The sequence below is a fragment of the Ralstonia mojiangensis genome, from assembly GCF_023955645.1.
Taxonomy (GTDB): domain Bacteria; phylum Pseudomonadota; class Gammaproteobacteria; order Burkholderiales; family Burkholderiaceae; genus Ralstonia; species Ralstonia mojiangensis.
In genome coordinates this window covers 491917-516048 of sequence record NZ_JAMXHU010000004.1, presented here as the reverse complement: position 1 = coordinate 516048, position 24132 = coordinate 491917, and the positions used below count along the sequence as shown (strand labels likewise).

Annotated in this window: 21 protein-coding genes; 5 read left to right on the top strand and 16 right to left on the bottom strand. The window is 64.5% G+C overall.

The window, feature by feature from the left end:
• The first annotated feature begins 138 nt into the window (after positions 1-138).
• Positions 139-1047, top strand: a complete 909-nt coding sequence (locus NG898_RS18990; RefSeq protein WP_252693883.1) for an alpha/beta fold hydrolase — start codon at positions 139-141, stop codon at positions 1045-1047.
• 9 nt (positions 1048-1056) lie between these two features.
• Here the strand turns inward: NG898_RS18990 and NG898_RS18985 are convergent, their stop codons facing one another.
• A complete protein-coding gene (locus NG898_RS18985) occupies positions 1057-1974 on the bottom strand; it encodes a LysR family transcriptional regulator (RefSeq protein WP_252693882.1) in 918 nt (305 codons plus the stop codon).
• 182 nt (positions 1975-2156) lie between these two features.
• Between NG898_RS18985 and NG898_RS18980 the strand changes: the two genes are divergently transcribed.
• Positions 2157-3422, top strand: coding sequence for a serine hydrolase domain-containing protein (locus NG898_RS18980; protein ID WP_252693881.1), 1266 nt, complete (start codon positions 2157-2159; stop codon positions 3420-3422).
• A gap of 72 nt (positions 3423-3494) precedes the next feature.
• On the opposite strand, the gene amaB is transcribed toward NG898_RS18980, so the two are convergent.
• The 8 genes from amaB to NG898_RS18940 all read right to left on the bottom strand — a co-directional run bounded on the left by amaB (position 3495) and on the right by NG898_RS18940 (position 11803).
• The gene (amaB, locus tag NG898_RS18975; RefSeq protein ID WP_252693880.1) at positions 3495-5027 is read right to left on the bottom strand and encodes an L-piperidine-6-carboxylate dehydrogenase; all 1533 of its coding nucleotides are present in this window, start codon (positions 5025-5027) and stop codon (positions 3495-3497) included.
• A gap of 65 nt (positions 5028-5092) precedes the next feature.
• Positions 5093-6157: an ABC transporter substrate-binding protein gene (locus NG898_RS18970; RefSeq protein ID WP_252693879.1), complete on the bottom strand. Its 1065-nt coding sequence runs from the start codon at positions 6155-6157 to the stop codon at positions 5093-5095.
• 26 nt (positions 6158-6183) lie between these two features.
• Positions 6184-7317 carry an NAD(P)/FAD-dependent oxidoreductase gene (locus NG898_RS18965; protein ID WP_252693878.1) on the bottom strand — a complete coding sequence of 378 codons (1134 nt, stop codon included), beginning with the start codon at positions 7315-7317 and terminating at the stop codon, positions 6184-6186.
• On the bottom strand, positions 7310-8740 hold the full coding sequence (locus NG898_RS18960) for an FAD/NAD(P)-dependent oxidoreductase (RefSeq protein WP_252693877.1): 1431 nt from the start codon (positions 8738-8740) through the stop codon (positions 7310-7312). The genes NG898_RS18965 and NG898_RS18960 overlap by 8 nt, the downstream gene beginning before the upstream one ends.
• A complete protein-coding gene (locus NG898_RS18955; RefSeq protein WP_252693876.1) occupies positions 8740-9066 on the bottom strand; it encodes a (2Fe-2S)-binding protein in 327 nt (108 codons plus the stop codon). The genes NG898_RS18960 and NG898_RS18955 overlap by 1 nt, the downstream gene beginning before the upstream one ends.
• Positions 9067-9079: 13 nt before the next feature.
• The gene (locus NG898_RS18950; protein ID WP_092971010.1) at positions 9080-9874 is read right to left on the bottom strand and encodes an ABC transporter permease; all 795 of its coding nucleotides are present in this window, start codon (positions 9872-9874) and stop codon (positions 9080-9082) included.
• A gap of 10 nt (positions 9875-9884) precedes the next feature.
• A complete protein-coding gene (locus NG898_RS18945; protein ID WP_252693875.1) occupies positions 9885-10742 on the bottom strand; it encodes an ABC transporter permease in 858 nt (285 codons plus the stop codon).
• On the bottom strand, positions 10739-11803 hold the full coding sequence (locus tag NG898_RS18940; RefSeq protein WP_252693874.1) for an ABC transporter ATP-binding protein: 1065 nt from the start codon (positions 11801-11803) through the stop codon (positions 10739-10741). The genes NG898_RS18945 and NG898_RS18940 overlap by 4 nt, the downstream gene beginning before the upstream one ends.
• Positions 11804-11990: 187 nt before the next feature.
• Here NG898_RS18940 and NG898_RS18935 point away from each other — a divergent pair, with 187 nt between their 5' ends.
• Positions 11991-12833: an IclR family transcriptional regulator gene (locus NG898_RS18935; protein WP_252693873.1), complete on the top strand. Its 843-nt coding sequence runs from the start codon at positions 11991-11993 to the stop codon at positions 12831-12833.
• A 13-nt stretch (positions 12834-12846) separates the two neighbouring features.
• Here the strand turns inward: NG898_RS18935 and NG898_RS18930 are convergent, their stop codons facing one another.
• Genes NG898_RS18930 through hglS form a run of 3 tightly spaced genes read right to left on the bottom strand, consistent with a single transcriptional unit; the run spans position 12847 to position 16956 of the window.
• Positions 12847-14262 carry an FAD-binding oxidoreductase gene (locus NG898_RS18930; protein WP_252693872.1) on the bottom strand — a complete coding sequence of 472 codons (1416 nt, stop codon included), beginning with the start codon at positions 14260-14262 and terminating at the stop codon, positions 12847-12849.
• A 37-nt stretch (positions 14263-14299) separates the two neighbouring features.
• The gene (locus tag NG898_RS18925) at positions 14300-15550 is read right to left on the bottom strand and encodes an aminotransferase-like domain-containing protein (RefSeq protein WP_252693871.1); all 1251 of its coding nucleotides are present in this window, start codon (positions 15548-15550) and stop codon (positions 14300-14302) included.
• Entirely contained in the window at positions 15547-16956 is a 1410-nt protein-coding gene (gene hglS / locus NG898_RS18920; protein ID WP_252693870.1) for a 2-oxoadipate dioxygenase/decarboxylase HglS, read from the bottom strand. The genes NG898_RS18925 and hglS overlap by 4 nt, the downstream gene beginning before the upstream one ends.
• Before the next feature lie 131 nt (positions 16957-17087).
• Here hglS and gcvA point away from each other — a divergent pair, with 131 nt between their 5' ends.
• Positions 17088-18008, top strand: coding sequence for a transcriptional regulator GcvA (gcvA, locus tag NG898_RS18915; RefSeq protein ID WP_252693869.1), 921 nt, complete (start codon positions 17088-17090; stop codon positions 18006-18008).
• 152 nt (positions 18009-18160) lie between these two features.
• Here the strand turns inward: gcvA and NG898_RS18910 are convergent, their stop codons facing one another.
• A complete protein-coding gene (locus NG898_RS18910) occupies positions 18161-20863 on the bottom strand; it encodes a PAS domain-containing protein (protein WP_252693868.1) in 2703 nt (900 codons plus the stop codon).
• A gap of 571 nt (positions 20864-21434) precedes the next feature.
• Here NG898_RS18910 and NG898_RS18905 point away from each other — a divergent pair.
• A complete protein-coding gene (locus NG898_RS18905) occupies positions 21435-21971 on the top strand; it encodes a PadR family transcriptional regulator (RefSeq protein ID WP_252693867.1) in 537 nt (178 codons plus the stop codon).
• 29 nt (positions 21972-22000) lie between these two features.
• Here the strand turns inward: NG898_RS18905 and NG898_RS18900 are convergent, their stop codons facing one another.
• The 3 genes from NG898_RS18900 to NG898_RS18890 form a co-directional block, all read right to left on the bottom strand.
• Positions 22001-23005 carry an NAD(P)H-dependent flavin oxidoreductase gene (locus NG898_RS18900; RefSeq protein WP_092971020.1) on the bottom strand — a complete coding sequence of 335 codons (1005 nt, stop codon included), beginning with the start codon at positions 23003-23005 and terminating at the stop codon, positions 22001-22003.
• Positions 23006-23059: 54 nt separating this feature from the next.
• A complete protein-coding gene (locus NG898_RS18895) occupies positions 23060-23503 on the bottom strand; it encodes a nuclear transport factor 2 family protein (protein ID WP_252693866.1) in 444 nt (147 codons plus the stop codon).
• A gap of 115 nt (positions 23504-23618) precedes the next feature.
• Positions 23619-24086: a universal stress protein gene (locus NG898_RS18890; RefSeq protein WP_252693865.1), complete on the bottom strand. Its 468-nt coding sequence runs from the start codon at positions 24084-24086 to the stop codon at positions 23619-23621.
• Positions 24087-24132 lie beyond the last annotated feature (46 nt).

The window sequence follows — 24132 nt, the reverse complement described above, 5'->3', positions numbered from 1 at the left end:
AGACGGCGTGCCCGTTTTATTTGACATCACAAATCGGTATGCGAACGATGGGAAAATTTCATGTAACTTGTAAAGATAGGTTATAAGGGTTACGATGGTTTCGCTGCTGTTTCCCGAAACCCATCCCGGAGCCTTGCCATGAACGCCCCTGCCCGAACCGTTGATCTGGTTGTCGATGCGTATGCCCCCAGCGCTGTGCGCCACCGCACGGTGGATGTCGAAGGTGTGCGCGTGTTCTATCGGGAGGCTGGCCCAGCCGATGCGCCCACCGTGCTGTTGCTGCACGGTTTTCCCAGCGCGTCGCATATGTTCCGCAACCTGATCCCCCAGTTGGCGGAGCGCTATCACGTGGTGGCGCCGGACTTTCCCGGCTTTGGCTTGACGCAGGTGCCGAGCGGCTTTCGTTACACGTTCGACAACCTGGCGCGCGTGGTCAACGGCTTTACGCAAGCGATCGGCCTGTCGCGTTACGCCATCTACGTGTTCGACTACGGCGCGCCGGTGGGCTGGCGTCTGGCGATGGCGCATCCGGAGCGGATCAGCGCCATCGTCACGCAGAACGGCAACGGTTATGAGGAAGGCCTGGGCGAGGGGCCGTGGGCGCCAGTCAAGGCCTATTGGGACAACCCGGACGAAGCCCATCGCCGCGCGCTGCATGCGCTCGTGTCAGATGAGATGACGCAGTGGCAATACCTGGATGGTGTGCCGGACCCGACGCGCGTGGCGCCGGATGGCTATCTGCTGGATCAATATTTCCTGAGCCGTCCGGGCCAGCTCGACATCCAGATGGATCTGTTCCTGGATTACGCGAGCAACGTGGCGTTGTATCCGGCGCTGCATGCGTACTTTCGCGCGCATCGCCCGCCGCTGCTGGCGGTGTGGGGACGCAATGACACCATTTTCATTCCGCCCGGCGCGGAGGCCTTCAAGCGCGACCTGCCCGATGCGGAGATTCACTTTGTCGACAGCGGCCACTTTGCGCTGGAGACGCACCATGCGGAAATTGGTGCGCGCATGCTCGACTTCCTTGGCCGCGTGGTGAAGTAACGCGCGGCGTCAAGGCATCGGCTGCATGGTGGCTTCGGCGGCAAAGCGTTCGCGCAGGAACGCCACCAGCGCCTTCACTGAAGGCGGCACGCCTGCACGCGAGGGATAGAGTGCGTGCAGGTCGGCCGGCTCGGGTGTCCAGCCCGGCAGCACCGTGCGCAGGTGGCCACTGTTAAGCGCCGCATGGCAGCAATGCTGCGGCAGGATGGTGATGCCGAGGCCGGCAATGGCCGCTTCGCGCAGGGCGATGATGTTGTCGCTGGCAAAGCGCGGGCGGATCGGCAGCGCCAGCCGATGGCCGCGCGCATCCTGCAATATCCAATCGCGGCTGCGCGCGAGCGAGCCTTGCCCCAGGCAAGGGAAATCTTCCAGCGCGGCGGGCGTGTCGGGCTCACCCACACGGGCAATCAATGCGGGGCTGGCCACCAGCACGCGAGGCGAGACCACCAGATGCCGCGCCACCACATCGCGCGAGGGCAGTGGCCCCGTGGCCGCGCGGATCGCCACGTCAATGCGTTGCTCGATCAGGTCGACGTAGGTGTTGGACAAGTCCAGCTCGATGCGCAGCTTTGGATGCGCATCGGCAAATTCGGCCAGCCAGCCGGCCACCAGCGTTTCCGCCAGCAAAGGCGACGTGCCGACGCGCAGCACGCCGGCCGGTTCGCTGCGTGCTGCGCCAGCCAGCGCTTCAATGGCCGCCGACGCATCAGCCATGTCGCGCGCGTGCCGATAGACCGCTTCGCCCACGGGCGTGACCGATACGCGATGGCTCGATCGCTGCAGCAGCCGCGTGCCAAGCTGCGCCTCCAGCTCGGCAATGCGCCGGCTCAGACGTGACTTGGGGATGCCCGTGGCGCGCTCGGCAGCGGAAAAGCCGCCGGCTTCCACTACGCGCGTGAAGAGGTAAAGATCGTCGAAGCGCTTCATGTTGGTACGGGGTTGCGGTCGAACCGCATTGAAGCATAGGCGCGGGCCGGGCATTGTCGCGGGCAATGGATCAGCGCTGTACAGTGTCGCTGGGCCGGTTTGCGCGCGTCGGAATGCCGCGCAGACCGGATCGGAGTCTGGCACGCCTGCGCCCGGCGCGGGCATCAATGCAAGGAGAAGGCATGGACAGGCAAGGCACACAAACGCAGGGGATGTCCCGCGATCGGCTCGAACGGGTCGAGCGCTTCATCGATGACGCCTACATTGCCACCGGCAAGCTACCCGGCGCGCTCGTCCAGGTGTGGCGGCGCGGCGAACTGGCGTTGAACTCCGTGCTGGGCCTGGCCGACCGCGAGCGCCAGGTGCCGCTGGCCGAGGATTCGATCTTCCGCATCTACTCGATGACCAAGCCCATCACATCGGTGGCGTTCATGATGCTGGTGGAGGAATGCAAGGTTGCGCTGGACGATCCGGTCAGCAAGTTCATCCCCGCATGGGCGAACCTGGGCGTGCACGCCGGCGGCTTCATGGAGGGCTTCCAGTCGCGCCCGGTCAAACGCCCCATGCGCATGGTCGACCTGCTGCGCCACACCTCCGGGCTGACCTATGGCTTTCACCAAAACACGAATGTCGACGCGGCGTACCGCCGGCTGAAGCTGGGCGATATCGTCACCGATGGCACGCTCGACGAGATGATCGAGAAGCTGGCCGGCGTGCCGCTGGAGTTCTCTCCGGGCGAGGCGTGGAACTACTCCGTTTCCACCGATGTGCTCGGCTACCTGGTCGGCAAGATCAGCGGCATCCCGTTTGAGACGTTCCTGAAGGAGCGGATTTTCGACCCGCTGGGCATGGTCGATACGGCGTTTCACGTGCCGGAAGAGAAGGCCTCGCGCTTCTGTGCATGCTACGCCGTGGGGGCGATGGGATCGAAGGCGGTGTCCGATCGTGGGCCGGTCTTGCAGGACGATCCGCGCGCCAGCCCATACCTGAAACCACCCAGTTTCGTTTCCGGTGGCGGTGGTTTGGTTTCCACCGCGGCGGATTACCTGCGCTTCTCACGCATGTTGCTGCAGGGCGGCGAGTTGGATGGCGTACGCCTGCTGGGGCCGAAAACGCTGGCGCTGATGACGGCCAACCATCTGCCGGGCGGGCGCGACATGTCGAGCCTGTCGTCGCCTTCGATGTTCAGCGAGGCAGCTTATGACGGCGTGGGATTCGGGCTGGGCTTTGCGACCACGATCTCGCAGGCCGCCACGTTGATTCCCGGCAGCACGGGCGATTTCTTCTGGGGCGGCGCGGCCGGCACCTTCTTCTGGGTGGACCCGCAGGAGGATTTGATCGGCCTGTTCCTGACACAGGTGCTGCCTTCGTCTGCCTACCCTGTGCGGCGGCAACTGCGCACGCTGGTCTATAGCGCGATCACCGATGTGGGCGGTGCGGCGCGTTGAGCACGCGTTGACCATCAGGGCGGCGGAGCATGCTGCGCCACCGCCCTGATCATTACGTCGCTCAGGCGCCGATCAAACGTCGAACCGAACGCCCTGTGCCAGCGGCAGCGCGCCGCTGTAGTTGACGGTGTTGGTGGCGCGGCGCATGTAGCCCTTCCACGCGTCCGAGCCGGATTCCCGGCCGCCGCCGGTTTCCTTCTCGCCGCCGAATGCGCCGCCGATCTCAGCGCCCGATGTACCGATGTTGACGTTGGCAATGCCGCAGTCGCTGCCCGCCGACGACATGAAGCGCTCCGCATCGTTCAGGTTTGCCGTGAAGATGGCGGACGACAGGCCTTGCGGCACGCCGTTCTGGATAGCGATGGCCTGCTCGGTGTCGCCGTCATACGTCACGACATAGAGGATGGGCGCGAAGGTCTCGCTTTCCATCACCTTCGTCGGCTTCGGCATCTTGACCAGGGCGGGGCGCACGTACCAGGCGTCGGCGCCGAGGTCTTCGCGCACGCGCTCGCCACCCAATACTTCGCCGCCTTCAGCGCGTGCCTGCGCCAGTGCCTGTTGCATGCCGTCGAAGGCAGCCTGGTCGATCAACGGGCCGACCAGCGTGCCATCGGCCAGCGGGTCGCCAATGGCAATGCTTTGGTAGATCTTTTCCAGACGGGCGAGCAGCGTGTCGGCCACCGAGCGGTGCACGATCAGGCGACGCAGCGACGTACAGCGTTGGCCCGCCGTGCCCACGGCAGCAAAGGTGATGGCGCGCGCCGCCAGTTCCAGATCCGCCGAGGGCGTGACGATCATCGCGTTGTTGCCGCCCAGCTCCAGGATCGAGCGGCCGAAGCGCTCCGCCACCTTCACGCCCACCTGACGGCCCATGCGCGTCGAGCCTGTGGCGCTGACGACCGGCACAAGATGGCTGGCCACCAGCGCTTCGCCAACGTCGCGGCCGCCGATCAGCAGTTGGCTCAGTCCGGCAGGAATCGCGCCCGGCTTTTCCGCATTGAACGCGTCGACAACCTGCTGCATCAGGTGCTGGCAAGCAATGGCGGTGAGCGGCGTTTTCTCCGACGGTTTCCACACGATGGCGTTGCCGCACACCAGGGCGAGCGCGGCGTTCCACGACCACACCGCCACCGGAAAGTTGAACGCCGAAATGATGCCCACCACGCCCATCGGATGCCACGTTTCCATCATCCGGTGCCCAGGGCGCTCGCTGGCGATGGTCAGGCCATGCAGTTGCCGCGACAGACCGACAGCGAAGTCGCAGATGTCGATCATCTCCTGCACTTCGCCCAGCCCCTCGGAGGTGATCTTGCCCGCCTCCAGCGACACCAGTTCACCCAGTGCCGCCTTGTGCGTGCGCAGCACCTCGCCCAGGCGGCGCACCAGCTCCCCGCGCACGGGTGCCGGCACGACGCGCCACGCCAGATACGCCTGATGCGCGCTCTGGATGGCGGCCTCGGCCTCGCCGGCGGTATGCGATTTCACGGTCGCCAAGACCGCGCCATCGCGCGGGGCGCGGCTCGTCCAGTCCGTGCCTTCATAGGCCTTCAGGTCCAGGCCGAGGGCCTTCAGTACGGTCTGCAATCGTGTTCGTGAATCTGACATGGCGTGAATCCTTGCTCTTCTCTCGTGTTCAATCGAAAAACTGTTGCGGTGCGGCAGCGTTCAACTCAACGCTCGACGATGCGGTTCCAGCGCTTGCTCCACTCGGGGCGCTCGGCGTTGATCACGTCCCAGTCCGGCGCAACGGCCGTCTTCAGGATGGTGTTCATCTTGTTTTGCTCTTCCGCCGCCTTGCCCTTGAGCGGCGCCTTGGGGTTGACTGGATTGTAGGAGCCGTTTTCCATGGCGAGTGCCTGCGCCTCGGGGCTGATCAGGTAGTCGGCCAGCTTCTGCGCCAGATCGGCATCCGGGTTGTTGGCCAGCACGCACTGCGCTGTCAACAGAACGACGGCGCCTTCCTTAGGTGCGACGAATTCCATCGGGATGCCCTTGGACTTCATCAGCTCGACCTGCGTGAGCGTGTACGGGAACAGCGCCGCATCGCCGGCCTGCATCATCTCCACCACCTTCGACGAGTTGGGGATGTACTCGACCACGTTCGGGCCGATGGTGGTCGGCCATGCCTTGAAGGCTGGGTCGACGTTCTTTTCCGTGCCGCCCTTGAGGCGGTTGAACATCAGGAAGGCGTCCAACCCGAACGACGAAGCCGGCATGGATTGCACGACCACCTTGCCCTTGTATTTCGGGTCAGCCAGGTCGCCCCACGAGGTGGGCGGCGTCCAGCCCTTGTCGGCAAAGATCTTGGTGCTGTAGGCGAGGCCCGTGAGGCCCATCGACAAGCCGACCGCGTAGTCACCCTTGAGGTGCGCAATGGCTGGCACGGCCGACAGATTGGCCGATGGCTTGAGTTTTTCGCACAGTCCCATGCCGATGGCGCGGAACATGACGCCGTCGTCCAGCGTCATCACGTGCATCTGTGCCTTGCCTTTGGTCGCCTGGGCCTTGGCGAGGATGTCGGTCGAGGTGCCGGGCACGACGACGACCTTGACGTTATTGGCCTTCTCGAACGGCGGGAATACGAACTGCGTGTACGTGCGTTCCATGTTGCCGCCGTTCATGCCGATGTACAGCGTCTTGGTGTCGGCGTGGGCGGCGCCCGCGGCGAGCAGCGCCATACCGGCAGCCGCAGCAATGACGGACGTGAACGGTGTTTTCGCGTGTTTCACAAGCATGGTGATCTCCTGGGGCATCAAGTGCATCAAGCTGCGGGTGGCAGAAAGCGTTGGATGGAAAAGGGTTCGATCGGCGTGGTGGTGCGGCCTTCGGCAATCAGCTCGGCCATGACATCGCCCACGCCGGGTCCGAGCTGGAAGCCGGCGCCGGCAAAGCCGAACGCGTGGAACAGGCCGGGGCGGCGGGCGCTGGCGCCAATCACGGGCTGGTCGTCGGGCAGATTGCCTTCCGTACCGCTCCAGGTGCGGATGATGTGGGCGCCTGTGAGTTGCGGCAGCAGCGCCGCCAATTGCGGCAACTGGCGAAGGATCGCCACGTGCGATGAGCGTGCGCGCTGGTCGTCCAGCACGTAGCCGCGCCCGCCACCGAACACCACATTGCCGCGCCGCACCTGGCGGCAGTAAATGCCGCCGCCTTCCACGCCCAGGCTCCAGGGCAGGAAGAACGGCAGCGGCTCGGTCACGCCCATGGTGGGCGGGATGGTGAACATCGGTACGGGCTCGCCCCATTGCGCGGCAAACTGGGCGGCCCACGCCCCGGCGCAGTTGACGAGCGCGGAGGCTTTGACCTCCAGATCGCGGTCATGCTGGCGCGCATGGACGACGAAGCGCGCGCCATCGTGCTCGACCGATTGCACCGGCGCGTGCTCGCGCACATCGGCGCCTGCCGCCTGCGCCGCGTGCGCAAATGCGGGCGACAGCAGGCGCGGGTTGGCCTGTCCGTCTTCTGGGCACAGCGAGCCGCCGACGACCTGGTCGCCGCCCATCGGAAAGTACTTTTGCAGTGCAGTCCGGCCTTCGATGAGCTGCAACCCAAGGCCGTAGCCCTCGCTGCGTGCTGCGTAGCTCGCCAGCGATTCCATGTCGGCCACGCTACGGGCGATCTTGAAGTGTCCGCTGCGCTCGTACTCGGCCTCGGTGCCGATCAGTTCGGTCAGACGCCCCCAGATCTGGTGCGAACGCTGGGCCAGCGGCAGTTGCTCGATGGAGCGCCCTTGGCGGCGCACACCGCCAAAGTTGACGCCGCTGGAGCGCGAGCCACACAGGTCACGCTCGAGCAAGGTGACGGCCAGCCCGCGCCGCCGCAGGAACAGCGCGGTGGCACTGCCCATGATGCCGCCGCCGATGATGGCCACGTCGCATGCAAGCTGCTCACGCATGGTGGCCCTCCTGTTCGATGACCTCGGTCACATCCAGCGGCAGCGGCTTGATCGGTGCCTGCCCGCGCAGTCGCCCCACCTGTGCCAGCGGAACGGACTGCGCGTGCGCCAGGATTTCTGCTGCCGCCGCACCGCACATCCGGCCCTGGCAGCGGCCCATGCCGACCCGGCACAGCGCCTTCAGCCGGTTCAGCTCGTGCACGCCGCATTCGGCTGCCGTCTGGCGCAGGGTGCCCGCGGTGACGTTTTCGCAGCGGCATACCACCAGGTCGTCGCTGGCGTGCGCGGCCCAGTCATCGGGAAACGGGAAGGCGACTTCCAGCGCGTGGCGGAACCGCTCGATCTTCTGCAGGCGCTGGCGTAGCGCAGCCAAGCGATCGGTATCGACCGTGATTTGCCGATCCTGCAACAAGGCGAGCGCGGCCAATTCGCCCGAGTACTCGGCTGCGTCGGCGCCCATGATGCCCGCGCCATCGCCCGCCAGATAGACGCCCGCGACGGAGCTGCGCCGCATCGCATCAATGCGCGGCACATGGCAACGGTGCAGCGCAGAAAACTCGAACGCGCAGCCCAGCAGATCGGCGAGCTGTGTTTCGGGCCGCAGTGCGTAACCCATGCCCACAGCGGAGCACGCCGTGCGTTGTTCACGGCCTGCGCTGTCTTGCCACACGAGTTGCTCGACCCCTGCGTCGCCATCGGCGCGCAGCAGACGCACGCCGTGATGCATGGGAATGCCGTGCAGCTTGAGCCAGCCCACCAGCGCCATGCCCTTGGCCATGACGGCAGGCTGGCCCAGCATGGCCGGTGCCGCCTTGTAGCGCGCGGTGGCCGGGGCAGTGTCGAGCACCGCCACGACGTTTGCGCCGGCCTTGGCGTACTGGCTGGCCACCAGATACAGCAGCGGGCCAGTGCCTGCAAACACGACGGCATCGCCAATCGCGCAGCCCTGGTATTTGAGCGCGACTTGCGCGCCGCCCAGCGTATAGACACCGGGCAGCGTCCAACCCGGGATCGGCAGCACACGGTCGGTGGCGCCGGTGGCGACGATCACATCGCGCCAGGGCAGGCTGCTGACCGCGCGCGTCGGCACATGCAGCAGGTCGAGCAGATCGGGCTGGGCATTCCACACCAGGGTCTGCGGGTGGTAATCGATCTGTGGCTGGAGCTGGTCAAAGGCGGCATGTACGGCCTGCGCTCGCGCGGCTTCGGTGCCATACAAATCGGCGGCGCTGCGGGCGAAGCCATCCGGCTGGCGGCGATAGATCTGGCCGCCGGCGCGCGGGGCTTCATCCAGCACGATGGGCTTGAGGCCGTGTGCCAGCAGCGTCTGCGCCGCGCGCACGCCTGCCGGTCCGGCACCGATGATGACGGGCTGCAGATCCTCTTGCGACTGCCGCTGCAGCGTGGGGGCGGGTTGCGTCATCACGCGGCTCCCTCGCTGCCGGCGGGTTGCGTGCAGATGTGCATGCCGGGTTCGATCATGGTCTGGCAGGCGCGCAGCGATTTGCCGTCGGCCAGGCGCACCCAGCAGTCCTGGCACGCACCCATCAGGCAGAACCCCGCGCGCGGCTGGTGGCTGAATTCATTGATGCGCAGCTGGCCTGTTTGCGTGAGCACGGCCGTCAGTACGGTGTCGCCGGCAAGGGCTTCAGCGGGGCGGCCATCCAGCACAAAGGCCACCGTGGGGCGATTGCGCTCTTTAAGGCGCTGCAGCTGCGCGCGGGCAGAGCGGTTTGCAGGAGCGTTCATCGCGATCTGTGTCTCAATGCTTGCCGATCAGAATGCGGTCCAGGCCGTAGACCTTGTCCAGCAGCAGCATCAGCGCGAGCGTGAGGAAGACGATCAGCGCCGAGACGGCGGCCATCATCGGGTCGAGCGATTCCGTGGCGTACATGTACATGCGCACCGGCAGCGTGACGGTGGCGGGCGACACCACGAAGATCGACATGGTCAGTTCATCAAAGCTGTTGATGAAGGCCAGCAGCCACCCGCCCGTGATGCCAGGCAGGATCATCGGCAGCGTCATGCGGCGGAACACCGTGAAGCTGCTCGCACCCAGCGAATAAGCGGCGTGCTCGACCGAGTGGTCAAAGCCCACCAGCGCTGCCATCACCAGCCGCATGGTGTACGGCGTGACGATCAGCGCGTGCGCGAAGATCAGCCAGCCGAAGCTGCCTTGCCCGCCCACCAGCGAGAACATGCGCAGCAGCGCCACGCCCAGCACCAGATGCGGAATGATCAGCGGAGACAGAAACACGCCTTGCAGATACTGCAGCCCCGGCGCGCGGTAGCGGACGATGGCCATGGCGGCCGGCACTGCCAGTGCGGTCGACAGCGTGGCTGCCGCCAGGCCCAGCCAGAGGCTGTTCCAGAACGACTGCACGAAGTCGGGGTGATGCAGCACCTGGTCGAACCAGCGCAGCGAGAAATGACTGGTGGGCAGCGTGAGCGTTTCTTCGGGCGTGAAGGCGACGATGCACACGATCACCAGCGGTGCCAGCATGAAGGTGATGACGAGCGCGTTGAAGATGAGCGCGAGCGGTCCGTTCTTTTGCATGTGCGCTCCTTCAGCCCAACGTCTTCTTGTAGCGGCCTTCGATCATGCGGTTCCAGCCCAGCATGATGACGAGGTTGGCCGCCAGCAGAATCAGCGCGATGGCTGCGCCCAGGGGCCAGTTCAGTTCGTTCAGGTATTCGTCGTAGATGAGCGTGGCGACCATCTTCACGCGGCGCCCGCCCAGCAGGCCCGGAATGGCGAATGAGCTGGCCGCCAGGCCAAACACGATCAGGCTGCCCGACAGAATGCCCGGCATGACCTGCGGCAGCACCACGCGGCGCAACGTCGTGAAGTGCGATGCGGACAACGAAAGCGCGGCGTTTTCCACCCACGGGTCGAGCTTTTGCAGTGAGGTCCACACAGGAATCACCATGAACGGCAGCATCACGTGCACCAGCGCAATCACGACGGCCGTCTCGTTGTACAGCAGCTTGACCGAGCCGATGCCAACGGCCTTGAACGCGGCGTTGATCAGACCTTCCGGCCCGAGCAGCATGCTCCAGCCGAAGGCGCGCACCACGACCGAGATCAGCAGCGGCGCCAGAATGATGAGCAGGAAAATGGAGCGCCAGGGCTTGCGCATCCGGCTCAGGATGTAGGCCTCGGGCGCGCCGATCAGGATGCAGATCAGCGTCACGAGCGCCGAGACGCGCAGCGTGCGCCAGAAGATTTCGTAGTAGTACGGGTCTTGCACCACGTGCAGGTAGTGCGCAAACGTGAAGGTGCCCGCAATGGGGCCTTTGTCGGCGTCGAACACGTTGAACGACAAAATCACACTCAGCGCGAGCGGCACGAACAACATCACGCCGAAGAGCGCCAGCGCCGGGCCGGTCATGCTCCACGGCACCCAGGTCGGTCTGCGGCTCATGCTGCGGTCCCCTCGCTACCGATCACGCGGACATAGCGGTCTTCCCAATCCACGCCGACGGTCTGACCCACGTCGCGCGGGGCGTCGCCATCGTTGACGGCAGATACAAGCATCGCGCCGAGCGGCGTATCGACGGTGTACATCCACTGGTTGCCGAGGAAGAAGCGTTCGGTCACGCGGCCTTCGCAACGGCCGGTGCCGTCTGCGTTGCACGTCATTTTTTCGGGGCGCAGCGCCAGCACGACCTTGCTGCCTGCCGGCGTGCCCGGTGGCAGCGCCAGCTCCACGGCCCCGACCGAGGCGCGAAGTTCGCCATTGGCGCCGGACACCACTGCCGCATGCAGCAGGTTGGCCTTGCCGACAAACGTCGAGATGAACGCATTGCGCGGGTGCTCGTACACCGCCAGCGGCGTATCCACCTGCGTGATGCGGCCCGCTTCCATGACGACCACGCGATCGCTGATCGACATGGCTTCGGCCTGATCGTGGGTGACCATGATGGTGGTCGTGCCAACCTTGCGCTGGATCTCGCGCAGCTCGAACTGCATCTCTTCGCGCAGCTTGGCGTCCAGGTTCGACAGCGGCTCGTCCAGCAGCAGCACCGGTGGCTTGATGACCAGCGCCCGCGCCAGGGCCACGCGCTGCCGCTGGCCGCCGGACAGCTCGCGCGGGTAGCGATCGATATGTTTGTCCAGATGCACGAGCGCCAGCGTCTGCATGGCGCGCTCGCGGCGCTCTGCTGCGGGGCACTTGCGCATCTCCAGCCCAAATTCCACGTTCTCGCGCACCGTCATGTGCGGGAACAGCGCGTAGGTCTGGAACACGATCCCCAGGCCGCGCGCGTTGGCCTTGGCGCGGGTGATGTCCTTGCCGTCCAGCTCGATCGAGCCCTCGGTCACCTCTGCGAAGCCCGCAATCATCTGCAGCGTCGTCGTCTTGCCGCAACCCGACGGGCCCAGCAGCGAGACGAATTCGCCCTTGTGCACGTTCAGGTTGAAGTCCTGAACGACCCGGAGGTCGCCGTACTGCTTGGAGACATGGTTCAGGCGCAGAAAACTCATCGGTGATCCTTTGCGACTGGGGGCGTCGCCAGACTCTTCCAATTGAACAATATGGATATGCTATTGCAACAGGTGTGCCAAAACATCGATTTAGCCTAGGTGTATACGCTGTAGTTGGAATTTTTCTCGTATTTATTCCGTTCATCGGAATACAATCGATCAACCAAATTCAGTCCATTCCAGCTTTATGTCTGTCGATTCCGAAGACGACGCGCATCAGCGCAGTGCCATGCACCGCACCTTTCAGATCCTGCGCACCATGGCGGAGCAGCAGCACCAAGGTGTGCGCGTCACCTATCTGGCCAAGACCCTGGGAATGACCCCCGCCACCACGCACCGTCTGCTGCAGGGGCTGACGCAAGAAGGCATGGTCGAGCAGGATCAGCAGAACAAGCTGTACCGGCTGAGCCTGGATCTCTTCTGTCTGGCGGCCCAGGCGGGCGCGGTGAACGACTTGCGCTCCGTCGCCCGGCCGGCCCTGCTGCGGTTGAATGCCAGCCTCGGTGATACGGTGCTGCTGCTGGTGCGCTCGGGCTTCGATGCGGTGTGTCTGGACCGCGTGGAAGGGCAGTACCCCATTCGCACCTTCACGGGCGATGTGGGCGGGCGGATCGAACTCGGTGTGGGCCAGGGCGCGCTGGTGATCCTCGCGCACCTGCCCGACGCCGAGCAGGAGGAAGTGCTGCGCTACAACCTGCCGCGCATCCGGCACTACAGCGTCTACGACGAGGTCTATCTGCGCTCCGAGGTCAGGAAGGCACGCGAACTCGGCTACAGCGCCAAGACGGACGGGCTGCTTGAAGGCATGGCCGGCATTGCCGTGCCGGTGTTCGATCGCAATGGCAACGTCGTCGCCGCGCTTTCCGTGGGGACGCTCGCCAACCGCCTGAGCGCCGAGCGCCTGCCCATCGTCTACGACATGCTCCTGCGCGAGGCCAATCGGCTGACCACGCAGATCAATCCGTTTGATCCGACGCTGCGCCGCCCCATGCAATCAATGGCCGTGAGCGACACCTATCGCGCCATCTGATCTGACCGGGCGATCATGCGAGCACGCGCCCCGGGTTCAGCAGACGTTGCGGGTCGAGCGCCTGCTTGATGGTCTGCATCAATTGCAGCGCCACCGGCGCCTTGTAGTGCGGAAGGTGATCGCGCTTGAGCGAGCCGATGCCATGCTCGGCTGAGATCGAACCGCCAAATCGGTGGACGGACTGGTACACCGCATCACCAATCGCAGCCTCATGCGCAGCAACGAACGCCGCGGCGTCTGCCCCCGCCGGCGGCTGCACGTTGTAGTGCAGGTTTCCGTCGCCCAGGTGCCCGAAGTTGATGAGCCGCAGCCCGGGTGCGAGCGCTTGCAGCTGCGCATCGGTTTGCGCCACAAACTCGGGAATGCGCGAGATCGGCACCGAGACATCGTGTTTGATGTTGGGCCCTTCGGCCGCCTGGGCCAGGGTGATGCTCTCGCGGATGTGCCACAGGTCGTGCGCCTGCCGGATGTTCTCGGCGATGATCGCGTCGGTCACGATGCCGTCTTCCATCGCGGTTTCCAGCAGGTGTTCAAACTGCGCCCGGGCGTGCGCCTCGGATTCACTGTCGGACGCTTCCAGCAGGACACACCACATCGTTTCGCGCCACATCGGCACGCGCAGATGCGGATAGTGCGTGTCGACCAGTCTGAGCCCTTCCTGGCTCATCACCTCAAAACCCGTGAGCGCCGCAGACAGATGCCGGTGCGACAGCGCCAGCAATGCCGTGGCGGCTTGCAGCGAAGGCACCGCGGCCCACGCCGTCAATTGCGCGGCCGGTTGCGGATACAGCCGCAGCGTGGCCGCCGTGATGATGCCCAGCGTGCCCTCGCTGCCGATGAAGAGATTGCGCAGGTCATAGCCGGTGTTGTCCTTGCGCAGGCCTTGCAGGTTTTCCCAGACCTGGCCGTCGGCCAGCACGACTTCCAGCCCCAGGCACAGCTCGCGCGCATTGCCGTAGCGCAGCACCTGCGTACCGCCCGCGTTGGTGGCCAGGTTGCCGCCGATGGTGCAACTGCCTTCCGCACCGAGGCTCAGCGGGAACAGCATGCCGGCCTCGCTTGCCACGTCCTGCAGCGACTGGAGTACGCAGCCGGCATCCACCGTCATCGTCATGTTGGCGGCGTCGATGGTGCGCACGGTCTGCATGCGGCGCAGGCTCAAGATGATTTGCTCGCCGCTGGCATCGGGCACCGAGCCTTCCACCAGGCCTGTATTGCCACCTTGCGGCACGATGGACACACCGGCTTGTACGCACGCGCGCACGACCGCAGCCACGTCGGCCGTGCAGCCGGGCCGTACCACGCACAGCGCCTTGCCGCGCACGCGCTGGCGCCAATCGGATTCGTATTCGGCGCAGTCGTCGCCGGTCAGAACATTGGCGGGGCCCACGATGTCGCGCAAGGCCGGAATCAGGTTGTCGGGTGTCATGGCTATGCGATGAAGGTTGTCTCTATTTGAGGAGGCGTCAACGCATGGCCAGCGCCACGGCTGCGGCCAGCCGCTGTACGGCCTGCTCGATCTGCGGCACCTCTGGCGCGGCGAACGACAGACGCATGGTGTTGAGTTGCGCGTTGTCCGGATAGAACGCCTTTCCGGGCACGTAGAGCACGTGCTGCGACACGGCGGCATCAAAGAGCGCTTGCGGGTCGATCGACTGCGCGAACGTCGCCCAGACAAACATGCCGCCTGCCGGCGCTGCGCACTGCACACGGCCATCCAGCTGCGTGGCGATGCCTTGCACCAGCGCTTGCATGCGCCGTTGATACTCGATGCGCGCGCGCTGCACCGTGGCCGGATAGCGGCCGCTTTCCAGATAGCGCGCCGCCACCATCTGCGCCAGCGGAGACGTGCACAGATCCACCGTCTGCTTGGCAATGGCGCACCGACGCAGCAGGCTGCTGTCGGCCAACATCCAGCCGATCCGCAGCGCGGGAGCGACGGTCTTGGACAGGCTGGAGAGATACACCACCGGGTTCGTCCCGCCTGCGGCCATCCGGTCGCCCTCTGCCCGCAGCGTCGGGGGCATGGCAACGGCGTGGCCCTCAGGTGCATCAAAGCGCAGCTCGCCGTAGGGATCGTCTTCTACCACCCAGAAGCCGTGGGTGCAGGCCAGCTGCACGAGGGCTTCGCGCCGTTGTGCAGACAGCAGCGTGCCGCGCGGGTTGGAAAAATTCGGCACGGTGTAGAGCAGCTTGGGGCGCTGCGTGGCGGGCAGTTGATGCAGCAGGTCGGCCAGGGCATCGGTTTGCAGGCCGTGTTCGTCCATCGGCACGGGCACGATGCGGGCCTGCGCCAGGCGCAAGGCTTGCAGCGTGGCAGGGTAGGCGGGCACTTCCACCAGCACCGTATCCCCCGGCTCGATCAACGCACGCACCAGCAGGTCAAACGCTTGCTGCGAGCCCGTGGTCACCATCATCTGCTCGGCGCTGGCCTGAATGCCCCGTGCGCCCATCAGCGCTGCGAGCGCCGTGCGAAGGACGGGCAGCCCTTCAGTCGCCCCGTACTGCAAGGCTTGCGCATCGCCCGCCATGGCCTGGGCGGCGGCGTGCGCCAGCCCTTCGGCATCGAACAGACTGGGCGACGGATACCCGCCCGCCAGCGAGATCATCCCCGGCTGGCTGAGGTACGGAAACAGTTCGCGGATGGGCGAGCCGGCAGGGTTCGCAAACGGGGCGGCAAAGCCCGGCATGGCGGCTGGCGTGTGCAGGCCAGTCATGCGGCATCCGCGACGGGCGTGCTGCGCAGCACGGCGCGCACCTGATCGATCGAGCGCTGCTGCGCAGCCTCGTACAACGCGATTTCGTCATGCACGCGTGCGCCCAGCGCGATCTCAAACACTTGCTGTGCGGCGTTGGCTTGATACTGCTTCTGCTCCTCGCCGCCCAGGTTGGACTGGAAGATGCCCGCCGCGCTGACCGGCAAGAAATCTTCATACGTGATGGGATCGGCTTGCACCCAGCCCTTGGTCAGAAGTTCATCTAACGATGCATCGGCCGCCGTTGCGGTGTCGGCGTGGGCATGGCCTGACGGCGTGAGGGTGTAGCGATAGAACGCCAGCTCTTGCGCACGCAATGCCTCATGGGTATCCGGAAACGCGCGGAACGCCTGGGCCAGCTGACTTCCGTAGTTGGGCGCGGCACTGCCGGCATTGCCCATGCTGCGCACCTCGGCCAGCAGTTGGTCGTATAGCGTGCGGCCCTTGCGCGTGAGCGCCACGCCGCGCTGCTCGATTTCGCCAAAGCGCGCCGTGTGGGCGCCGGCATCGTCGGTAAAGCGCACCGCTTCTTGCAGCGCCTTGAAGCTCGTCTGGCGCAGCAGGATGGGGCAGTTCCGGCGCGGCGGACCTTCCACCACCTCCTTGGCGTCCATGCCGCGTGCAGGCATGGCGGCCTGCGCGGCGTCGATGTCGAGCGTGCGCGGCGTCAGGTGATTGATGTGGGGGCCGCGGAAGCACACCACGTCGGCCACAAGACGGTGGGCGGCTTGCAGCGCACGATACGTTTCAGCGTCGACCGTGGCGGTGCTGTGCCAGCGGAAGGTCTCCAGCGCCTCGCGTACGAACGCGTCGGCATCTGTATCGGCCAAGCCGCCGTCGGCCTCGCATTGAGTAATCAATTCGAGCACGCGCGGGGTAAAGATCTGCCGGCGCGCCAGGATGGCAGCGGCCTTGTCGCGCAGTGCGGCGTCGGCAATCAGTTCAAGCCGCAGCAGCGAGGTGAACACGCGAAACGGATTGGCCAGCAACGCGGCATCGCCCACCGGGCGGAACGCCGTTGAATGCACGGGCACGCCAGCCACCGACAGATCGTAGTAACCCACCGGCTCCATGCCCATGACGGCAAACAGCCGGCGCAGCGTGGCCAGCTCGGCGGCCGTGCCGACGCGGATGGCGCCGTGGCGCTCGACGTCCAGCCGCTCCAGTTCGCCCGACTGCGCCATCTGCGCGTGCAGCGTGGGCTGGGCGTCCAGCGTGCGAGCGTTGATGTCGGATACCAGCTCCACCAGCGTGCCGTATTGAGGCACTTCTTCGCGGTACATGGCGGACATGGCGCGCGAAAAGCGGGAGCGGATTTCGTTGGCGTGGATGAAGTTCGACGCCGAGGGTTGATGCGCGGTGCTCATGACTGAATGGGGTTTGGCAGGGACGAGGCCATGCTAGGTTGGCTATGGAACGCTGGTCAAACGATAATCCGGCCTTAGATCATTCCAAACTAGAATGACTAAGCCACTTCCGCACCGTACACCTCCCGCCCATGTTCCTGTCCCGCCGCTTTCTACCGCCGATGTCCCTGCTCTGCGCGTTCGAGGCTGCTGCGCGCCACCAGAGCTTCACGGCCGCCGCCGCTGAACTGCATCTGACGCAAAGTGCCGTCAGCCGCCAGATCCGCGCGCTGGAAGATCGCCTGGGCGCTGAGCTGTTCGTGCGTGAACGCCAGACCGTACGGCTGAGCGCGGCGGGCCAGGCGTACGCGGAGGAAATCCGCGGCGCGTTGATGCGCATCGCCAGCGCCACGGTCGGATTTCGAGCCAATCCGCAGGGCGGCAGCTTGAATCTGGCCATCCTGCCGACCTTCGGCACCCGCTGGCTGGCACCGCGCCTGCCGGCGTTTTTTGACGAGCACCCCGGCATCACCATCAATCTGACGACGCGGCTGTCGCAGTTCGACTTTCAACTGGAAGCGGTGGACGCGGCCATCCATTTCGGTACGCCGCATTGGCCGGGGGCGGAACTGGCCTTGCTGATGAACGAAACCGTCGTGCCTGCTTGCAGCCCGGCATTGCTGGCGCGGTACGACTTTGCGCAGCCGCGCGATCTGCTGCATGCGCCGCTCTTGCACTTGGCCTCGCGCCCCGATGCCTGGCCGCGTTGGTTGGCCAGCCATCAGGTGACGGCGGCAGAACCCCAGGGCATGCTGTTCGACCAATTTGCCACTGCCGCGCAAGCTGCCGTTGCCGGCCTGGGCGTGGCGTTACTGCCGCGCTTTCTGATCACCCACGAGCTGCAGCAGGGCGACCTGGTTCGGGCGTTGCCGCATGTGCCCGAGATGGAGAGCGCCGAGCGTTACTACCTCGCCTGGCCCACGAGCCGTGCCGACTATCCGCCGCTGCAAGCCCTGCGGACATGGCTGGTGAAGGCCGCCCAAGATTTCATGTCGACGCAGGCTGCCGACTGAGACGCAACGTTCTTGCAGTGCGCAAAAACGCGCGAGTTCGGCATCAAACCCGCGTTGGCGAATTGGTGCGTAAAGCGTCCACTGGAGGCTCTGTAACGTTCGCAGATCGAATCGGTCGGATCGGGTCTGCGGTAGCGCCTGCTGCGTAGCGGCTACACGGGCGTGGCGGAGCCGGGGTCGAGGTCGAGTACTTCGCCAGCAACGTCGTCAGCAAATTCGTAGCGGCCTTTGCCCAGGTTTTTGGCGCGATATAGCGCGTCGTCTGCAGCGGCGACAACTGCAGCGCGGTCGACGTTGTGACGGAGGCGAGAGACGCCGATGCTGCAACCGAGCTCGATGACCACCTCGCCAAACTTGTACGGCCTGGCGCCGACCGAGATGAGGCGGGCGGCCAGTCGATGCAACGTGTCGTCATTCACGGGGCCGACGATGACGGCAAACTCGTCGCCGCCAAAGCGGGCAACGAAGTCCGTCGGACGCATGACGGTGCGCAGCCGGTCTGCAAAGCTACGAAGCACCTCATCGCCAGTGGCGTGACCATAGGTATCGTTGACGCGTTTGAAGCCGTCCAAGTCGATCAGCAGCAGGGCGCCCAGCTCACGGCGGTTGTCAGTTGAGACGGCCTTTGCCAGCTGGTCTTCGAAACCAGCACGATTGAGCAAGCCCGTGAGATGGTCGGTTTCCGACAAGGACTTCAGACGCAGCTCCTTCTCTTTGCGGGCTGTGATGTCCGTGATCAGGACGTGCACGCCAATGACGGAACCGTCGGGCCGGAACTGGGGAACGTACTGCACTTCCTTGTAGGCGAGCGACCCACCGGTGCGCTCTTCTCGCTCGAACCGTTGAGGACTGCCTGCTAGCGCCTTTTCGAGCGGCTCGCGTAACCGCTCATATGCGGCGATGCCAAAGACTTCCGGAACGGTTTTGCCGATGAGTTTGGAACGCGGCATTTCGACCTTTCGGGCGTAGGACGTATTGGCAAATTCATATCGGCCATCTGCTCCCACAAAGCACACCTCGCCTGGCATGGCGTCCGTCACTGTTCGCAAGGTTTCAGCGTTGCGTTCCACAACCTCCTTGGCGGCTCTTTCCTGGCTGATGTCGCGCATGATTGCCGAGTAGTGGTCCAGCCGACCGGTCGCGTCGCGATGGACGATGACGGTGTGGGCCACGGGCACGGCTTCGCGCTTGGCGTTGTACGCGAGCGTTTCGCCCATCCAGACGCCAGACCGCAGGGCGGCCGGCACGGCGACCTCTCTCAGCGTCCGGACAGTTTCTGGCGGGTGATAATCGGCAATGGTTGTTTCGCTGATTGCCTTGTCGGCAGGCAGTCCGGCGAATGCCCGCCCGGCGGGATTAATGTAGGTCAGCTTGCCATCGCGATCTGTTTGGGCAATGAAGTCAGGAGTGGCTTCTAGAACCGACATCAGTGCGGCAATCGACTGTTCCGCTCGAACACGTTGTGTGATGTCTTCGACCACGCCGACATATCCACGCGCTTTTCCGTCGACGACGACGGGCGCAGCTGTGACCGAGATCTCCCGTTCCGGCTCGCCCGGTATGCAGATGCGCTGATTGTCTCGGAAGACGATCCGGTTCTCTCTTGCCGTATCCCACGCGTGCTCTGCGCGTGGCCTGTCTTCCGGGGCGAGCCGTTCGCGCCACTGATTCGCAAGCGCGGCTTCCTTCGATAGGCCAAGAATTCGACAGTACGCCTCGTTGATGTAGGTCGTCTGGCCATCGTTTCGGGTTCTGAAGAAGCCGAGCGGGGATGCGTCGTTTACTGCTTCGAGTTCCGCTCGCTGCCGCACGACTTCTCCCATGAGCGCGCGCAGGTTGCCGACAATGGATTCGATTTCGGGCGATGCGGGGCCAACATCGAGCTTGGTCAAACGGCTCCATTCATCGCGATCCGGATTGCGCAGGGCCTTATGCAGACGTCCCAGCGGGCGCAGCAGCAGATGCATCGCGCCCCACACGGAGCAGGCCACCAGCATGATGAGAAAGAACGCAGCCCAACCAAACCTGTGCCGCATGGCCGCAAACGGTGCATCGACTTCGTCCCGCGGAATGACCGATCCAACCGTCCACCCGACAGCGATGACGTTTTCCATGCTGACCATGGGCTCCGTTTCGTCTAAGGGCCGGCCGGCCAGGGCGCGAGCAATTGTGGGGTCTGTATTGGTGTTGGCCAGCAGCTTGGTGTCATCTGGGTGAATGACGAACACCGGGTCGTTACCGCGTTGCACGACGAATAGGTAGCCGTTTGCGCCGATGCGCGCGTTGCGCATGTCGCCCAGAAAGTTCGGACGCAGGAGGCCCAGGGAGGCGCAGAAGACGCCGACCATATGGCCAGTCTCGTCAAAGACGGGCGCAGCCAACACGATGTTTGGCGCCCCTCCGATGCGGTTTCGCAGCGGTGCCGATATCGTGGGCTGACCCACGACGACGACCTGCTTGAAATAGTCCCGGTCATGGACGTCTAACCCGATCACCCGTTGCGCATGCGGAGAAATGGCACTGACCTTGCCATCCATGCCGACAAGGAAAACGCTATCGAACAGACCGGCCACGGGCGCGATGGATTGGAAGTAGCGCCGAACGTCTTCAGGCGAGCGAAATTGAACGGAGTGCGTCTGTCCGGCGGTGCGTTGCACAAGATCGAGATACTCGTCCAACCGCTGGCGCAGGTCGGCGGCAACGTCCTTCACCAGCGCTTGCTGATGCTCCCCGACCAGTGCCTGGATTTCCCCGCGAAATTTGTTCTTTTGGCTGACGAAGAAGCCAGCGAGCAGCACGGCCACAATGATGGTGGCAAAAAAGGCGGCTTGGAGCTTAAGGGTAGGCCGGGTCATGCGTAGTTCGTTTTTCTCATACGGCTTCACCCGTGGCGGGCTTTACCGTGTCCCCTGTTGGCGCCTGATGCCGGCGAGCTAGGCCGTTCGTGCGAAATGGTGGTGATGTGTAAAACCAGCTCACGACTGCTCGCACTGCAAACGCCTCCGTTTTGCGAAGGGCGTAATTCAGGGCGTTGACCTGGCGTTCGAGAGATTGGGCATCGCGATATCGCGCGCAGTGCCGCAACTCTTATTTTTGTTTTGCACCGGTTGTCCAATCGGCCTGATGCGGGGAAACCTGAGAAGGGATGTCCGGTTTACTTGATCTGCATCAAGGATTTGCTTTCTTTGCGACGGTGCCTGGAAGCGTCGAGACTCCTTCCCCGCCGACTCTGGTGCCCCGGATGGGCTCCGAGTTGAGTCGCCACTTCTACTGGAGAATGTAAGTCTCCGGGTTTCAATTACTGTTCAAAATGCCATGGCAAGTGCTTGACCTTATTGCCACGAAAGCCTTGTTTCTGCCGGAAAAATCTTCCACCCGGGCAGCGTTCTGCATTTAGAATCAACGGCTTACAAAAAAAATTCCACCATGTCCATCCAACACGCACTGCTGACATCCTTGCTGGAAAAGCCCTCCTCGGGCTACGAGCTTGCTCGACGCTTTGACAAATCGATGGGCTATTTCTGGAGCGCCACGCATCAGCAGATCTACCGCGAGCTTGGCCGCATGGCCGAAGCCGGCTGGGTGAGCGTGGAAGAAGAGGAAGACAGCCGCAAGAAGACGTACACCGTGCTGCCGCCAGGCCAGGCCGAACTCGCCCGCTGGGTGCTGGAGCCGACCGTGTCGTCGGACAACCGTGAGGAAGTACTGGTGAAGCTGCGCGCCGAGGCGGTGATTGGCCCGCTCGGTTTTGCCGACGAGATGCAGCGCCTGATCGAGCAGCACCGCACGCGCCTGAACACTTTCCGCGAGATCGAGCAGCGCGATTTTTCGCGGTCTGATCTCACACGTGCGCAGCAGTTGCAGCACGCAGTGCTTCAGCGCGGCATCGTTTACGAAGAAGGCTGGCTCGCGTGGGCAGACGATGTGCTGCCGTTGCTGGAGCCAGCCTCTGTAACGGCCTGATGGCCCTGATGTCCTAAGGGCCTGGCCGCTTACACCGTCGCTTTGTCACCCGCCGGAGCGCGCAGCGCTTCGATGTTGTTCAGGCGACGGCGTGCCACCTCGAACTCTTCGGCAAAGCGCTTGACGAGTTCCGCTGCCGGCACCACACGCTTGACCGCGCCCACGCCTTGGCCGGCGCCCCAGATGTCCTTCCATGCCTTGGCCTTGGCACCGCCGCCAGAGCCGAAGTTCATCTTGCTCGGGTCCGATTCCGGTAGCGCGTCCGGGTCCAGGCCGGCGCCTTCGATGCTCTTGCGCAGGTAGTTGCCGTGCACGCCGGTGAACAGGTTCGTGTAGACGATATCGCTGGCGGTGCTTTCCACGATCGCTTGCTTGTAGCCCTCGATCGCGTTGGCTTCTTCGGTAGCGATGAACGCAGATCCGACGTAGGCCAGGTCCGCACCAGCTGCCAATGCTGCCAGGATCGCATTGCCGTTGGCGATCGCGCCCGACAGCAGCAGCGGGCCATCGAACCATTCGCGAATTTCATGGATCAGCGCAAACGGCGAGGTGGTGCCCGCATGGCCGCCCGCGCCCGCCGCCACGGCGATCAGGCCATCCGCGCCTTTCTCGATCGCCTTCTTGGCAAACTTATTGTTGATGACGTCGTGCAGCACGATGCCGCCGTAGCTGTGCACCGCCTGGTTCACATCTTCACGCGCGCCCAGCGAGGTGATGACGATGGGCACCTTGTACTTCACGCACAGCTCCAGGTCATGCTCCAGGCGGTCGTTCGACTTGTGCACGATCTGGTTGACGGCAAACGGTGCCGACGGCTTGTCGGGGTGCTGCGCGTCGTATTCGGCCAGCTCCGTGGTGATTCGCTGCAGCCAGGTCTCCAGCAGCTCGGCCGGCCGCGCATTGAGCGCCGGGAACGAGCCAACCACGCCCGCCTTGCACTGCGCGATCACGAGGTCGGGGTTGGAAATGATGAACAGCGGCGAGCCCACCACGGGCACGGACAGGCGGTTTTGCAGGATCGGCGGCAGCGACATGGCAGTCTCCGTTGGTCTTGGTATGGAATTGGGGTCTAAATCAGGGAAAGGCGTTCAGGCGCCGGCCTTGAGCAGGCCGATCTTGTCGCCCAGCTTGGCGCCCATGGCCGCGCCGAGTGCCTGCAAGCCGGTGGCCGGGCGGACCATGACTTCGAACTCGACGATCTTGCCTTCAGCGTTGAAGCGCACCATGTCGATGCCCTTGAGGGCCTTGCCGCTCACGTTGGCGCTGAATTCCAGCACCACGCTTAGGCCCTCGTCGGTGGCGAAGCTGCGGTGGTATTTGAAGTCTTCGAAGACAGTGTTGACGGTGCGCAGCACCAGCGTGGTTGCCGTGCGGCCCGGGTAAGGCGTATGCGCCACGGGTGATCGGAAGACCACTTCGTCGGCAAACAGCCGGTCGAGATCGTCCATGTTGCCGCTGTCGAGCATGGCATGCCAAGCCTCGAGCGTGGCTTGCGCGGGGGCGATCAATGTCTGGGGAATCGGCTGCGGCATGCTGGCTCCTGAGCAGAAAGTGCAACGGATTGCATCAACGTGGGATGCAACATAGCACAGCCGTCTTTTTCTATGCAACAAGTTGCATAGTGGAGCTATTCGACTTCAGACAAGATCAGCCGGCATCGAGGTCTGGGTGCTGGGCACGTACCACGATGACGGTGCGGTGCGACAGGCGCGCCGTGCGCTCGGCCACGCTGCCCAGCAGAAGGCGCGCGAGCCCGTGCTTGCCGTGCGAGCCCACCACGATGGTGTCGGCCTGCCAGCGCTCGGCCTCGTGCTCGAGGGCGTGGCCGATGTCGTCGTCGGTGGCGTCGAGCATCAGCACGCCGGTTTCAGCAGCGGTGCCGTCAGCGTCGAACAGGCGCTGCAATTCGACCAGCGATGCGCTGGCCGTGCGGTGTGCCTCTTCGCGCAATTTGTCGACGCTGTAGATTTCGCGCGACTCCGGCATGGCCGGCGATCCGATCGCCCACACGACCCGGACCCGGCCGTTGAATGCTCGGGCCAGGGCGGCGGCTTCCTCGACCGCCAAGTGGGCTTCATGAGTGCCGTCAAAAGCGGCAAGAATGCGTTGATGCATGGGGCGCTCGCAGAATTGATATGGGAATGCCTCACTGTAGCAGCGC